Origin of the sequence: Micromonospora musae, assembly GCF_003626635.1 — a bacterium.
Lineage (GTDB): Bacteria > Actinomycetota > Actinomycetes > Mycobacteriales > Micromonosporaceae > Micromonospora > Micromonospora musae.
Window position 1 is genome coordinate 1 of the sequence record NZ_RAZT01000017.1, and the last position, 12,973, is coordinate 12,973.

At 72.6% G+C, this 12,973-nt stretch carries 14 protein-coding genes and 1 pseudogene; 2 read left to right on the forward strand and 13 right to left on the reverse strand.

All coding sequences use genetic code 11. The features are described from left to right. Window positions 1-122: 122 nt before the first annotated feature. Window positions 123-407, reverse strand: a complete 285-nt coding sequence (locus D7044_RS27270) for a putative quinol monooxygenase (protein WP_120690596.1) — start codon at window positions 405-407, stop codon at window positions 123-125. 175 nt (window positions 408-582) lie between these two features. On the opposite strand from D7044_RS27270, the gene D7044_RS27275 reads away from it, so the two are divergent. Next, complete coding sequence (locus D7044_RS27275) at window positions 583-1,872, forward strand: serine hydrolase (protein ID WP_147434729.1); 1,290 nt, start codon at window positions 583-585, stop codon at window positions 1,870-1,872. Between the two features lie 86 nt (window positions 1,873-1,958). On the opposite strand, the gene D7044_RS27280 is transcribed toward D7044_RS27275, so the two are convergent. The 8 genes from D7044_RS27280 to D7044_RS27315 all read right to left on the reverse strand — a co-directional run bounded on the left by D7044_RS27280 (window position 1,959) and on the right by D7044_RS27315 (window position 9,592). After that, the gene (locus D7044_RS27280) at window positions 1,959-2,312 is read right to left on the reverse strand and encodes a hypothetical protein (protein WP_120673193.1); all 354 of its coding nucleotides are present in this window, start codon (window positions 2,310-2,312) and stop codon (window positions 1,959-1,961) included. Further along, window positions 2,309-2,776 carry a hypothetical protein gene (locus D7044_RS27285; protein WP_233565142.1) on the reverse strand — a complete coding sequence of 156 codons (468 nt, stop codon included), beginning with the start codon at window positions 2,774-2,776 and terminating at the stop codon, window positions 2,309-2,311. Before D7044_RS27285 ends, D7044_RS27280 begins: the two co-directional genes overlap by 4 nt. A gap of 107 nt (window positions 2,777-2,883) precedes the next feature. Beyond that, a complete protein-coding gene (locus D7044_RS27290) occupies window positions 2,884-3,642 on the reverse strand; it encodes a MerR family transcriptional regulator (RefSeq protein WP_120690597.1) in 759 nt (252 codons plus the stop codon). 49 nt (window positions 3,643-3,691) lie between these two features. After that, window positions 3,692-4,129, reverse strand: coding sequence for a hypothetical protein (locus D7044_RS27295; RefSeq protein ID WP_158610037.1), 438 nt, complete (start codon window positions 4,127-4,129; stop codon window positions 3,692-3,694). Between the two features lie 59 nt (window positions 4,130-4,188). Then, window positions 4,189-6,477 (reverse strand): putative bifunctional diguanylate cyclase/phosphodiesterase, encoded by a 2,289-nt coding sequence (locus D7044_RS27300; RefSeq protein ID WP_233565143.1) that lies wholly within the window; start codon window positions 6,475-6,477, stop codon window positions 4,189-4,191. Between the two features lie 178 nt (window positions 6,478-6,655). Next, complete coding sequence (locus D7044_RS27305; RefSeq protein ID WP_120690599.1) at window positions 6,656-8,176, reverse strand: hypothetical protein; 1,521 nt, start codon at window positions 8,174-8,176, stop codon at window positions 6,656-6,658. Further along, window positions 8,173-9,273 (reverse strand): hypothetical protein, encoded by a 1,101-nt coding sequence (locus tag D7044_RS27310; RefSeq protein WP_120690600.1) that lies wholly within the window; start codon window positions 9,271-9,273, stop codon window positions 8,173-8,175. Before D7044_RS27310 ends, D7044_RS27305 begins: the two co-directional genes overlap by 4 nt. A gap of 85 nt (window positions 9,274-9,358) precedes the next feature. Beyond that, the gene (locus D7044_RS27315; RefSeq protein ID WP_120673198.1) at window positions 9,359-9,592 is read right to left on the reverse strand and encodes a zinc-ribbon domain-containing protein; all 234 of its coding nucleotides are present in this window, start codon (window positions 9,590-9,592) and stop codon (window positions 9,359-9,361) included. 109 nt (window positions 9,593-9,701) lie between these two features. Here D7044_RS27315 and D7044_RS27320 point away from each other — a divergent pair. Further along, window positions 9,702-9,833 (forward strand): annotated as a pseudogene (locus D7044_RS27320) (helix-turn-helix domain-containing protein); the annotation flags it as partial. An 82-nt stretch (window positions 9,834-9,915) separates the two neighbouring features. Here the strand turns inward: D7044_RS27320 and D7044_RS27325 are convergent. The 4 genes from D7044_RS27325 to D7044_RS27340 form a co-directional block, all read right to left on the reverse strand. After that, the gene (locus D7044_RS27325; RefSeq protein WP_120690601.1) at window positions 9,916-10,788 is read right to left on the reverse strand and encodes an SRPBCC family protein; all 873 of its coding nucleotides are present in this window, start codon (window positions 10,786-10,788) and stop codon (window positions 9,916-9,918) included. Continuing rightward, window positions 10,781-11,338: a winged helix-turn-helix domain-containing protein gene (locus D7044_RS27330; protein ID WP_120673200.1), complete on the reverse strand. Its 558-nt coding sequence runs from the start codon at window positions 11,336-11,338 to the stop codon at window positions 10,781-10,783. Before D7044_RS27330 ends, D7044_RS27325 begins: the two co-directional genes overlap by 8 nt. A 90-nt stretch (window positions 11,339-11,428) precedes the next feature. Beyond that, window positions 11,429-12,379 (reverse strand): hypothetical protein, encoded by a 951-nt coding sequence (locus D7044_RS27335; RefSeq protein WP_120690602.1) that lies wholly within the window; start codon window positions 12,377-12,379, stop codon window positions 11,429-11,431. Next, on the reverse strand, window positions 12,376-12,897 hold the full coding sequence (locus D7044_RS27340; protein WP_233565144.1) for a SigE family RNA polymerase sigma factor: 522 nt from the start codon (window positions 12,895-12,897) through the stop codon (window positions 12,376-12,378). Before D7044_RS27340 ends, D7044_RS27335 begins: the two co-directional genes overlap by 4 nt. Window positions 12,898-12,973 lie beyond the last annotated feature (76 nt).

The window sequence follows — 12,973 nt, forward strand, 5'->3', positions numbered from 1 at the left end:
GTCACCGCTATGGTGGCCACGAGGTCTCCGGTATTCAGGTTCTTCTTCGTCGATGAACCCTCTACCGGAGACCTCGCTATCTATCGATCACCGACACGCGCCATCTGACTTCGAGACACGACCTAGGGGGCTTCGATGGCACTGATGAGGTACCGATGCACCTCGGCGCCGCGGATCGCCACGGTCTGCTCCTCAGCCGGGCCGGAGCCGCGAAAGGCGAGCAGTTCCTCTGCGGATTCCCAGCGCTCATAGACGTTGATCCGCCCCGGTTCGACCATGTCCGGGCTGATCGCGAAGTCGATGCAGCCCTGCGCGGAGCGGGCCTGCCGCACGGTCTCCAGACAGGACGTCAGGTAGGCCTCCCGCCCTGCCGGATCGACGTAGAGGCTGCCGGCAACGATGAGCACTCTGGACCTCCCGGTCACGGGTCCCGACGACCCGCCGATTCTGCCCGATCCGATGATTCCACCGCGCCCGCCGCCACGCGCCGGTCGAATCCGCCACCCGGGCGGCGGCGTCCTCGGACGGGTGACAGAGCGGTTGTCGTCGTCCACGATCGCCCGCACTTCTTATCGTACGAACGTGAATAAAACCGACAAGAAGGCTTCATCTTCCCGCCGGCCGCCGTGGCGGGTACGCCTCACGAAGCTTGCCGCCACCGGCGTCGCCCTCGCGCTACTGCCGTCCGGGGTGGCCTCGGCCGACGGCGGCGGACCCGGCGCGGGGCCTTCCCCCGAGCAGCGCCCACCGGCCAGCGCCCTCGCCTGGCTGGCCTTCCCCGGCGGGGTCTTCTCCGTCGACAGCGAGACCCGCACCGTCCGCTACCGGGCCTGCGACGCCGACACCGGCCGGGTGCCCGACCCGGAGATGCGGGTGCACGGCCGGGTGGCCAGCGGCGAGGTCACCGTCGACGGGACCACCTACGCCTACGACGTGCCGCTGGTCGGCCGCACCCGGGGCATCGTCGAGGTGACCCGACCGGGGGCCGAGCCGGACGGGCTGGTCGGCGAGGTGGTCACCGAGCCGCAGCCGCCCACCGATCCGGCCACCGGCCGCCGGCTGCTCCCCCTCACCGGGCAGCTCCAGCAGGTCGTGGACGCCTCCACCGCCAACCCGGCCGGGGTGGCCGTGCGGGACCTCTCCGGCCGGTACGGCGACCAGCAGATCGCGGTCAACGGCGCGTTCCGGCCGAAGGCCGCCAGCGTGATCAAACTCTGGATCCTGGTCGAGCTGCTGCGTCGGGTCGACTGCGGCCAGGTCTCCCTGGAAGACGGGGTGCTGGTCACCCCATCCCAGGTCGTCAACGGCACCGGCGAGCTGCAGCACGAGACCTTCCCGCAGGTGGTCACCCTGCACCGGCTCGCCGAATACATGATCAAATACAGCGACAACACGGCCGCGAACGTGCTGATCGACTACTTCGGCGGCTTCGCGCCGGTCAACGATCTGATCGACTCGATGAACCAGCGGGAGACGATCCTGGCCCGCAAGATGCTCGACACCGAGGCCGCCATGCGCGGCGAGGAGAACTACACCAGCCCGGACGACGTCGTCGCGCTCCTCGGCGCGGTCTGGGACGCGCAGATCCTCACCCCCGCGACCCGCGACCTGATGATCGGCTTCATGGCCGAGCAGACCCTGAACACCAAGATCCCGGCCGCGCTGCCACCCGGGGTCCCCGTCGCGCACAAGACCGGCGACCTGCCCGACGCCTCACACGACGTCGGCTACTACCTCATCCCCGGCTCGCAGGTCGCGGTCGCGTTCCTCACCTCCGGCCCGATGGCCGGCGGCGACGAGACCGTACGGCGACTGGCCCGCACCGTCTACGACTACCTCGTCGAACCGCGACCCGGCACCACCGAGGAGTGAACCGTCCCGGCCCGGCGGCCACCCCCTCGGGTACGCCGGGCCGGGCCGCGAGCACGTCGAGGCGCGGCGTGCGGTCGTGGAGGGTGCTAGTCGGTGGCCTTGGGGTGGCCCGTGCCCGCGTGCTTGATCCAGCAGGTGCGGGTGTCGTGGTCGACCAGGTACCAGATGCGGCCGCCCGCGGTGACCTCGTACTGCCACTGCGGCAACGTCTTCCCGTTGTGCGAGGCGGCCGCGAGGGAGCCTCTGAGCGGGTGCTGGCGGCCGGTCGGCGGGGACGGGCAGGGGCTGGACTCGATGGCGTCGAACGCGGTGCGGGTGTTGGCCGCGGCCTGCCGGCACAGCTCGTCCCAGCCCTTGGCCGCGTCGTTGGTGGCGAAGCGGAGGGTGTAGCCGCCGGGGCGCGGTGGCGGCGCGGCCCGGTCGCCGCGCTTGGCGCTCACTCGCCGGTCGGGCGCGCCACCAGCCCGAAGTCGCCGGAGCTCGGCGCGGCCAGCACCCGGTGCAGGTCGGGATCCGCGTGGATCTCGGCGGTGTGCCGCCACTCGGTGAGCAGCTGCGACACCGCCGCGGTGTTGCCCAACGCCGCGGCCGCCTCTGCCGTGGCGATGAACTCATCCGCCATCTGTTCGACGTCCCCGGGCGGCAGGAACCGCACCCAGGGCAGCACGGTGGGCAGTGCCTCACGCACCAGCCCCGGGTCTCGGCGCACCACGCTGGCCAGCAGCCGGGCAGTCAGGTCCACCACCTCGCCCTCGGCGTCGGCCCGGTCGGCGGACATCAGCACCAGGTCAGCGGCGTCACGGCGACGCAGCCGCACCGCGCGGGTGCGGGACAGCCGCTCTGCCGTCTCGGCCGGCTGGCGCAGCAGCTCCGAGAACGGCACGGACTCCACCGGCATCGACATGACATCAACACTACTTCAGAAGTAGGCGGGATGGCTAGGAACGGCAAGGGCCTCCACCCGGCCCGGCGGACACCCCTCGGGTGCGCCGGGCCGGGCCGCCCCCGGCGTCAGGCGCGGCTGACCGCGTTGGCGTGGATCGCCTCGCTCAGGTACGCGGTCAACCCGGGCGCGATCTTCTCGTAGTGCGCGGTGAACCGCTCGTCGGCCAGGTACAGGTCGGCCAGACCGGTGTGGATCTCGTACGAGCACTCGTAGAACCAGCGACCGATGATCTGCCGGTGCTCCTCGGCCAGCTCCATCGCCTCGGCGCCGTCGGCCGGGGTGCCGGAGGACATCGCCGCCACGATCCGCCGCGCCCACTCCTCGTTCTCCCGCTTGAACCGCAGCCAGTCGTCCTTGCCGTACCGGGACACCCGCCGGTTCGACTCCGCGTACGCCGCACCGCCGCCCCACCGCTGCTCCGCCTCCTCGGCGTGCGCCTCCGGGTCGAAGTCCCCGAAGACCTCGAACCGCTCCTCCGGGGTCAGCCGGATGTTCACCTTCCTCGCCTCCAACGCGAACTCGATCGCCGTGACCATCTCCTGCAACCGCTTGATCCGCACCGAGAGCAGCTCGTGCTGCCGGCGCAGGTGCGCGGCCGGGTCGGCCGTCGGGTCGTCGAGGAGCCCGGCGATCTGATCCAACGGGAACCCCAGCTCCCGGTAGTAGCGGATGAGTTGCAGCCGCTCCAGGTCGGCGTCGTCGTAGCGGCGGTAGCCGGTCGAGCTGCGCCCGCCCGGCGAGAGCAACCCGATCTCGTCGTAGTGGTGCAGCGTCCGCACCGTCACGCCGGCGAGCTTCGCCACCTGACCCACCGTGTACGCCATGGTCCCCTCCCTTCCGGAGACCAGGCTTCCACCTGCCGTTACGTGAGGGTCAAGGAGCAGCGAAGCCGGTACGGCGGACGATCGCCTCGACGATGCCGGAGCCGACCGACCTCGGATCGCAGACCACGAGTTCCTCGGGTGGGTACACGGCGGCGCCGGATTCGGGGTGCACGACGAGAACGCCGCCCACCGGCAGGAAGCCGACGATCTGGGCGAACGGGTGCGTCGGCTGCTCGGTCGGGTCGACGACCGAGGCATCTGGGCGGACGATCATGCCTTCCTCGAGCCAGGGCGGCCGATCGACGAGGACGTCCACCTCCATCGGGCCGGGCCCGTACTCGGCGGCCGCCGCTTCCCGAGCCAGGCGTCCGAGGTCGGCCGAGCGTCGGGTGACACCGGCGTCGACCGGACCGTGCGGCCCGGCGACGACCAGCCGCATGGAACGGTCGGCATTGAAGTGGACGTGCACCGTCACGCTGCTGGACACCATTAGCGACACCTCATACCCGGGATAGCTGCTACCGCCGACGGCTGGGTCATCGACGGTCAGGCGATTTTCCGAATCCTGGCCGGATTCAGCTGCATCAGTCCACCCGGGCGGCCGTACCGGTAACCCTGCCCGTGTACGCAGCCGATCGCGGCGACCGCAGCGTGCTGCCGCTCGGTCTCGACCCCCTCCGCCACCACCGACAGGTCGAACGCACCGGCGAGGCGGGTCACCATCTCCACCGTGGCGTACGCGCGGTCGTCGTCGAGGTCGAGCCGGGCCACGAACGAACGGTCGATCTTCAGCTCGGTGGCCGGAATGCGGTGCAGGTAGCTCAGCGACGAGTAGCCGGTGCCGAAGTCGTCGATGGAGATCCGGATGCCCAGCTCACGTAGCTGCCGCAGCCGCTCCAGCACCGCCTCGCTGCCGTCGATCAGCGCCGACTCGGTCAACTCCAGCGTGAGCATGCGAGGTGCCAGCCCGGCCGCCGCGGTGGCCGCGGTGACCGTGGCGATCAGATCCGGCCGGCGCAGGTGAGCGGCGGCGATGTTCACCGCGACGGTGGCCTCGGCCGGCCGGTCCCGCCAGGCCGCCGCCGCCCGGCACGCCTCGTGGATCACCCACCGGTCGATCTGCACGATCAGCCCGGTCTCCTCGGCCAACGGCAGGAACCGCGCCGGGCTGAGCAGCCCGAGCCGGGGATGCCGCCAGCGGACCAGCGCCTCCGCGCTGCGCACCGCCCCGGTGGCCAGGTCGACGATCGGCTGGAACTCCAGGTGCAGCTGGCCCTCGTCGACCGCGCGGCGCAGGTCGGCGATCAGCTCGGCCCGGGACACCGCCGCCTCCCGCAGCTGCGGGGTGCAGACCCGATACGCCGACTTCCCCGCCTCCTTGGCCGCGTACATGGCGATGTCGGCGTCGCGGAGCAGGTCGGTGTGCGAGGCGTGCTGCGGGCCGTACTGGGCGATGCCGATGCTCGCCGACGGATGCACCCCCGCGTGCTCCTCCCCGTCGGAGGGTCGCAGCGCGTCGAGCAGCCGCTCGGCCAACCGCTCCGGTGCCACCGGGGGCGAACCGTCGACCAGCACGGCGAACTCGTCGCCGCCGAGCCGGGCGATGACGCCGTCACCGGCCACGGCGTCGCGCATCCGCGCCGCCAGGCTGGTCAGCAGGCTGTCCCCGGCGGCGTGCCCGAACCGGTCGTTGACCTGCTTGAACCCGTCCAGGTCGAGCATCAGCACCGCCACCGGCCCCTCGGCGCGCAGCGCCTGCCGCAGCCGTCGGGTGAACATCAGCCGGTTCGGCAGCCCGGTGAGCTGATCGGTGTACGCGAGCCGGCGCAGCCGGGCCACCAGCCGCAGGTTCTGGGTGGCGGCCAGCCCCTGGCGTACCGCGAGTGCGGCGAGCAGCGCCATCATGCACACGAAGAGCAGGTGCGGGGTCTGGCCGGTCGGCTGCCGGACCAGCACCACGGCGACGATCGCCCCGCCCACCGGCAGGTACGGCAGGGCCACCTGCCACCACGGGGGCAGCGGAGCGTCGGTTGTGTCGTCCGGGTCGGGGCGGGCCGGCGGGGGCGGATACCGGGTGGCGACGACGATCAGCAGATAGCTCACCGGCCAGCAGGCGTCGACGAGGTGACCGGCGACGTAGTCACCCCGGGCGACGAGCGCGACGTACGCGGTGTCGGCCACCACCCGGGCCGCCAGGCTGGCGGCGATGAGGGTCATCGGTCGCCAGACCGGGCGCGTCATGCCGATCACCGCCACCAGGACGGTCAGCTGCACCAGGTCCAGCACCGGGTAGAGCAGTCCGAGGGTGCGGACCGGGTCGGCCAGGTCCGCCGGGGCGAGATCGCGGAAGAGCAGCACCCAGCCGACGGGCACCAGCGCGAGCCCGACGATCACCCCGTCCAGCACGATGCGGGCCCGGCCGACCCGGCTGCGGGGCGCGGTGAGCGCGCTGAGCAGCGCGGCCGTGCCAGTGACGATCCCGGCGGTGAAGGCCGCCGCGACGAGCGGGAGGTACGGCAGTTCGTCGCCGGTGAGCCGCCGCAACGCCCAGCACGCCTGGCCGAGCACGGCGAGCCCCATGGTGGCGGCGAGCAACGTCCAGAATCGACGCAGCCTGGCCGGGTGTCGGCGGGCCGCGCCCGCGCAGGCCACCGCGGCCCAGCCGGAGACCAGCAGCGAGCCGAGGCCACCGACCTGGGCCGCGCCCGGCAGCGCGGCCGCCAACCAGATCGTCAGCAGGAGCACGCCGCCGACCGCGACCAGCAGCCCGCCGTGACGTCGGCGGCGCGGACTGGGGTGGGCAGCCGTGGCCGGCTTCAGGTCCTGCGGCGGCACGCTCGCTCCGGCTCCCTCCCGTGCGGGCACCTACTTCGGCGCGGACCGCCCCGGCAAACGCGAAAAGCCTAGTCAGCGTTCGGCTGCCCCCGCCAGCGGCCGAGTGGTGGGTTCCCGACACACGCAGCGTCACCTTTACGCCACGTCGCCGCGCGCGCCTACCCGGGGGCCACCCGGGTCAGGCCCACTCCTCGCCGGGGTCGCCGTCGACGGCCGGCAGCTCAGCGGGGCCGGGCGCCGCACCCGGCGGGCCGCCGTGCGTCCACGGCGTCTCCTCCGGGGCGGGGAACGCACCCGACGGCAGGTACGCGTCGGACAACGTGGTGTAGCAGAGCCGCTCCCCCACCTCCGGCACGCTGCCCGGCGGGGCGGTCAGCCCGCGCCCCATCCCACCGGAGAGCTCCAGCACCACCTCGGTCTTACCGTCCGCGCCCGGAGTCACGAAGACCACCCGGGCCTTCTGCCCAGGACGGGCCGGGGAGTACAGCGTGGCCCCGACCGGCAGCAGCACCGGCTCGGTGGTGACCAGCTGGATCCGGGGCCGGAGCACCGGTCGTTTCCCGCTGTCGTCGACCCGCTTCCGGTCGGCCAGCGTCACGTCACCGACGAACGCCTCACCGGTCAGCCGGTGCTCGGCCATCACCAGCGGATCGTCGTAGGCGCGCTGCACGGCGTACGAGGTGAGGGCCCGCTCCAGCCGGTGCAGGCGGACCGCCGCGGCCACCGCGCCGTCCCGCCGAGGCTGCGGGCCGCCGCCGGAGTCGATGTGCTCGGCGTGCGCGGTGAACGCGTCCCGGTCGCCGGCCCAGCGACCCTCGACCCGGGCACCGGGCGGCAACCCGCGCAGCAGACCCACGCCGCGCCACATCAGCTCCCAGGTGGGCGCGAGCTGGTCGCGCAGCAGCCCTTCGAGCTGCGCGTACGCCTCGGCGCGCGCCGACGGGTCGTCCTCCGTCGCCGCGTACGCCTCGACGGCCGGGGTGAGCCGGTGGTTGTCGAAGTCCGGATCGGTGGCCGGACCGGCCGGCGGATGCCTCGACGGATCCTCGGCGTGGGCGGCGGCCTCGGCGCCGGTGAGCCCGGCCGGCGGGTCGATCCAGCCGAGCAGGGCCGGCAGGTGCAGGTCCTCGACCACGCTCTGCCCGGTGGCCCAGTGCAGGGTCAGCGCGTCGGTCATCGCGAGCAGCGCCGACGAGCCCGGGTGTTCGGCCCGCTCGGCGAAGAACGTCAGCCAGCGCCCGAGCAGCGGCACGGACGGGTGCACCGGATACTCCCCGTCCGGACGGCGGAACCGCGCCGACCGGCCGAGCAGCCGCAGGAAGGTGATCCCGGCCGGGTTCGGCACCAGCAGCTGCGGCGCGTCGACGTACCGGTGGCGGACGTCGCGCCCCCGGTCGACCGCCACCGCCTCGCTCACCTCCCGGTGCTCGTCCAGGTACGGCAGCAGCACCGAGGCCAGCTCGGCGACGAACGCGAAGCGTTGGCTCCGGTTGCGGGGCTGCGGCACGACCAGCAGCCTCGCGTCGTCCGGCGTCGACCCGACCAGGGCGGCGAGCGGGGCGTTCGCCTCACCGGCCAACGCGAGCGGCACCAGCACCAGTGGACGTTCGTGCAGGTGGAGGTGGCGTACGGTGGCCACCGGCTGGGCCACCCCGGCCGCGACGGCCTGCGCCTTCGCGAGCGCGCGCAGCGTACTCATGCCGGGGCGCCGAGGGCGTCGGCGCGCAACCGGGCCGCGGCGCGCAGCAGCGCGGCGGCCTCCGCCTGCTCCGGCTCCGGGGCGCGTTCACCGGAGGCGAGCGCCACCACCTCCGCGACCGTGCCGAGCCCGCCGAGCGCCTCCCGGACCGGCCGGCCCATCGCACCCGTGTGGTCGCGCGCCTCGTGCCGGCAGAAGTACGCCAGCTCGCAGCTGGCCAGGCACTCCGGCGCGTAGCGGGCCTCGACGCGGGCGAGCGCGGCGGTCAGCGTCGCCGGGTCGGTGGTCAGGTCGGCGGTGAAGTCCGCCGGCACCGCGGAGAGCAGGTCGTCGAGGCGGTCCATCCGGGCCAGCTGCCGGCGCAGCACCAGCAGCTGCTTGCGCACGTCGAGCAGGCTCGCCACCGGCTGGTTGGCGAAGTCACGCGGGCAGATCAGCACCACGTCGTGCGACACCAGCTCCGGGTCGTGCCCGGCGGCGGCGAGCAGTTCGCGCAGCGCCAGCACGTACACGGCGGACTGGGTCGCGGCGGCCGAGACCTTCGCCGGGTCGGCCTGGCCGTCGATCACCGGAAAGGACTTGATCTCCACGACGTGGAACCGGCCGGCCAACCGGGCGGCGACCAGGTCCGGTTCGAGGTGCACCCGCCGGCCGGCGACCTCCAGGCTGAGCAGCGGATGGTCGAAGAGCGCGGCCGGCTGGTGCGGGCCGGTCGGCACGGCCGTGGTCAACAGTTCGCGTGACCTGGCGTGCCGCTCGGGCAGGTCGTCGGCCGCGCCGAGATCGGTCCAGTCGGCCCGGTCGCCGGGCTCGACGCCGAGCCGCTCGGCGACCAGGCGGAGCAGCTCGACCCCGCCGTCGGCCTTGACCTGCGCCTCGAACGCGTTGCCCCGGGTGATCGCGAACCGGGACTGGCCGAACCGGGCGGGGAAGCCGATCCGCTCGGCCAGCCCGGTCTTGTCGACTCCCGCGCCGTCCAGCACCGCCCGGCGGGTGCAGCCCGGGTTGCCGGTCAGCGCGGCGATCGTCCGGGCGTTGTGCCGCCGCGGCGGGACGCCGCCCCGGATCTCGGCCAGTCGCTGCTCGCTGCTCGTCATGATCCGCCAGGATAGGCCGCGATCGCACCGGTTGAGCACGCCCCGCGCCGAGGCGAATCGACGACCACCGGTCGCCGGGCCGCGGTCAGCCGACCGCGAGCCCCCGGGCCTCGGACTTGGGCAGGTCGTACTCGGCCCCGCAGTACGTGCACTGCTGGCCGTACCGGGTCCGCACCGGGATCAGCGGGACGAAGAAGAGGCTGAACTTCGTGGACCGGCGGCTGATCACCTGCGCGGCGTGGTTGCCGCAGTTGCGACAGACCCGGCTGACGACACCGAGCCGGTCGACCTTGGTACGGAACCCGAAGATGACGAACATCGTTCAGTGGTACCCGATACCTCGGCTCTTCACCACGCCCACGACAACGCCCGTCAGGTTTACTCATTGCTGCACCTGACGGATCGCGCGCAGCGGGAGGGGGACCGGCATGAACGGTCATGTGCGTTGGCAGGACATCCGGGGAGAGTACGTACGGCGCGCCGGCGGCGAGGAGTCGGTGCAGGCCGGCAAGGAGGAACTCCTCGCGCAGGTGGTCGGTCACCGCCTCGCGGAGATACGAGCCGGGTCGACGATGTGGCGGTGCCCCGGCCAGGGGGCACCGCCACATCATTGATCTGCCTCTGGCAGCCCGCCCGGACGGGTCAGCCGGCGGCGGTCGCCGTCTGCGGCTCGGCGCTCGGCTCCTCGGTGAGCCACATCGGCTGCCAGTCCGCCAGCTCGTTGTAGCGACGCAGCTCGTACAGGCCGCTGAGCGATCCGGCCCAGCCCGCGTACGGCGGGTGCGCCTCGTCGAAGCCGCTCTGCACGAAGGTGAGCTTGGTCTTCCCCTCGGACTCGGCCAGCTCCCAGGTGGTGACGCCGGGCGGGCCCCAGTCGACGGAGACCATCCGCCCCGGGTCCAGGTCGACGACCTTGGCGGCGTGGCCCGACTCGAAGCCGCCCATCGCGTAGCGGCCGCCGACCCACGGCTCGATGCCGATCGGGTGGCCGAACCAGGCGCTGGCCTGCTCGGAGTCGGTCAGCGAGGTGAACACCTTGGCCATCGGCGCGTCGATGAGGATCTCGCTGCGCATCTCGGCGGAGGTGAAGTCGACCTTCGGCAGCAGCGGCTGGCCCTCCAGGTGCAGGGCGAGGTTGGCGGTCGAGAGGTACCAGTACGTCTGGAGCACCCCGCGCGGCGCCCCGCTGATCACGTCGGCGAAGTCGAAGTGGCTCTGGCTCAGGCTGAGGATCGTCGAGTCGGCGCTCTCGGCCCGCAGCCGGATTTCGGTGGTGGTCTCCACCCCGTCGAGCGTCCACGCGAAGCGCAGCGTCTCGTCGTCGACGTGCAGCGGGCGCTGGTGCGGCGCGTCACCCTCGGGCGTGTAGCGGCCCCAGAACTCGTACCGCTGGGGCAGCTCGACCTCGGCGTGCTCGGCCAGCCAGACGCGCAGCTCGGCGGCGTCGGTCAGGGCCCGGCGGACGGCCTCGACCGGTGCGGCGAGACGGGCGTGCAGCTTCATCGGTTCACTCACGGTCTTTCCCCTTCGGGTAGCAGGCCACGGCGAGCTTGAACGCGTCTCCCTCGGCGCCGCCGTAGCGGGTGAAAAGGTCCTGCAGAGTGGTCTGCAGGTCGTGCAGGAACTGCTGGCGTTGCTCCGCCGGCACCCGGATCTCGCCCGAGACTCCGACCGAGGGCAGCTCGGGCGCGGCCCGGTCGAGCGCGGCGATGTCGGCCTGGACCTCCTCCATGAGGTCGAGGAGGTAGCCGAGGCTGAGTTCGTCGCGAGCGCGGCGCAGCCCGATGCGACCCACCAGCCGGGGTGAGAGCCAGTAGGACCGGGCGGCGGCCTGATAGATGCCCTCGGTGATGCCACGGACCTTGCGCTCGGCGACCAGGTCGACGAGGCCGGCCGCGACCAACTGTTTGACGTGGTAGTAGACGCGCTGCGGCGTCTGCTCCAGCCGGGCGGCCACCTCGGTGCAGGTGCGCGGCTCGGCCAGCTGCCGCAACACCTCCACACGTTGCGGCTTGAGCAGGACTTCGGCCTGCTCGATCTGCTCCAGGTACAGGACATCTCTCATGGCAAAATCAGTTTGTACGTACAAAACTTGTTTGTCAATCGGTTCGACGAAAGGCCGCGCGTGTCGCGCGGCCTTTCGTCGGACTTCGCCCTACTTGGACGGCAACAGGTCGGCCCCGGACGGCGCCTCGACCCTCACCGGCGCGCCGTAGCCCGACAGTTCGAGGACCACGCCGAGGTGGTACGTGTGGTCACTGCCGTGGATGCGCGTCTTCGCCGTGCGGGCGTAGGCGACCTTCGCGATCCGGCCGTCCGCGCCGATCGTCACCTCACCGGCGAGGTGATCGGCGAGGATCCCTGCGGCGGCGTCAGCCACGGTGACCTCGAAGTGGTACACGCCGGCAGCCCGCTCCGTCACCGTGGCGCCGGCCTGGCGCAGCAGCCGGAACAGCTCCTGCGGATCCGCCGACGCGCCCAGGCCGCCGCCCATCGCCATGTCGTAGTCGAGGCTCTCCTGCTTCCCCGGCTGCTTCCTCCAGAGAATCCTGCCGTTCTCGGGGTCCGCGCCGTCCCGTGCGCCGGTGTAGTGGACACCGCCGAGCAGCCGCTCGTGCTCGTAACCCGCGGCGATGACCGGACGCAGCTTCCCGCCGTACGGCGATTCCAGATAGCCGGTGACCGTCGTCGGATCGAAGGCGCCCGTGGTGACCCAACTCCGGCCCACCGGTTCGGGCAGCTCGCCCGCCGGCGGCGCCGCGTCCTTCGATGTGGTCGTGACCTTCACCCGGTAACTGATGCCCTGACTGGCCGCCGCGGCGGCGGCCAGTCGCAGCTGCGGCGAGTCGGCGCCTGCCGCCGGCGGGCGTCCCGCGACCGGGCCGGGCGAGTCCTGCGTGCCCCCCGGGACACCGGTGCCGACGGTCGCGACCGCGACCAGCGCCCCCACCACGGCGACGACCCCCGCGGCGTACGCCGTGCGGTGCCGGGCGACCCGTCGCCGGTGCCGCAGGCCAGCCTCCGCCAGGACGTCGCGGCTGAACGCCACACCGCTGACCTCGTCGTGCATGCCGCTGATCAACTGATCTTCGAGATCACTGGTCATCTACCTGCTCCTCTCACACCCGTCTCTTCGAGCGCCCAACCGGCGGTCAGCTCGCGCAGCCGCGCCAGCCCCCGCGAGGCCGAGGACTTGACCGTGCCGACCGAGCAACCGAGCAGGTCGGCGGCCTCCGCCTCACTGAGCTGCTCCCAGTACCGGAGCACCAGCACGGCCCGCTGCCGTGGCGGCAACCCGGCCAGCGCCTGGACGAGCGCCTGCCGAAGGTGCAGGGCATCGGTGCCGTCCGCCTGGCTCGGCGGCTCGACCACGGTCAGCACCTCCGGGCGTCGCCTACGCAGCCGCCACCGGTCGACGGCGAGGTGGTACAGCGTGCGACGCAGGTACCCCTCCCGATCGCCGTGCACGCGGTTCCAGTTGCGCATCAGCCGCTCGAGCGCCGCCTGCACCAGGTCCTCACCGGCGACCCGGCTGCCCGTCAGCAGCACCGCCGTCGCGAGCAGCGCCTGTCCGCGTTCGGCGACCAGGACGTCCAGCCCTTCGAAGCGTTTCTTCCGCCGCACCGGCTCTCCTTCCGTCCCCACCAAGGACGACGGCCGCAGGCCGAAGGTTGACAGGCTCACCGGACCGGTTCGCCGA

Coding starts and splice junctions, on each gene's coding strand:
- D7044_RS27285 (WP_233565142.1), bottom strand. CDS start 2,776: ATGTCGATGCCGGTGGAGTCCGTGCCGTTCTCGGAGCTGCTGCGCCAG.
- D7044_RS27290 (WP_120690597.1), bottom strand. CDS start 3,642: ATGGCGTACACGGTGGGTCAGGTGGCGAAGCTCGCCGGCGTGACGGTG.
- D7044_RS27305 (WP_120690599.1), bottom strand. CDS start 8,176: ATGAGTACGCTGCGCGCGCTCGCGAAGGCGCAGGCCGTCGCGGCCGGG.
- D7044_RS27310 (WP_120690600.1), bottom strand. CDS start 9,273: ATGACGAGCAGCGAGCAGCGACTGGCCGAGATCCGGGGCGGCGTCCCG.
- D7044_RS27315 (WP_120673198.1), bottom strand. CDS start 9,592: ATGTTCGTCATCTTCGGGTTCCGTACCAAGGTCGACCGGCTCGGTGTC.
- D7044_RS27330 (WP_120673200.1), bottom strand. CDS start 11,338: ATGAGAGATGTCCTGTACCTGGAGCAGATCGAGCAGGCCGAAGTCCTG.
- D7044_RS27335 (WP_120690602.1), bottom strand. CDS start 12,379: ATGACCAGTGATCTCGAAGATCAGTTGATCAGCGGCATGCACGACGAG.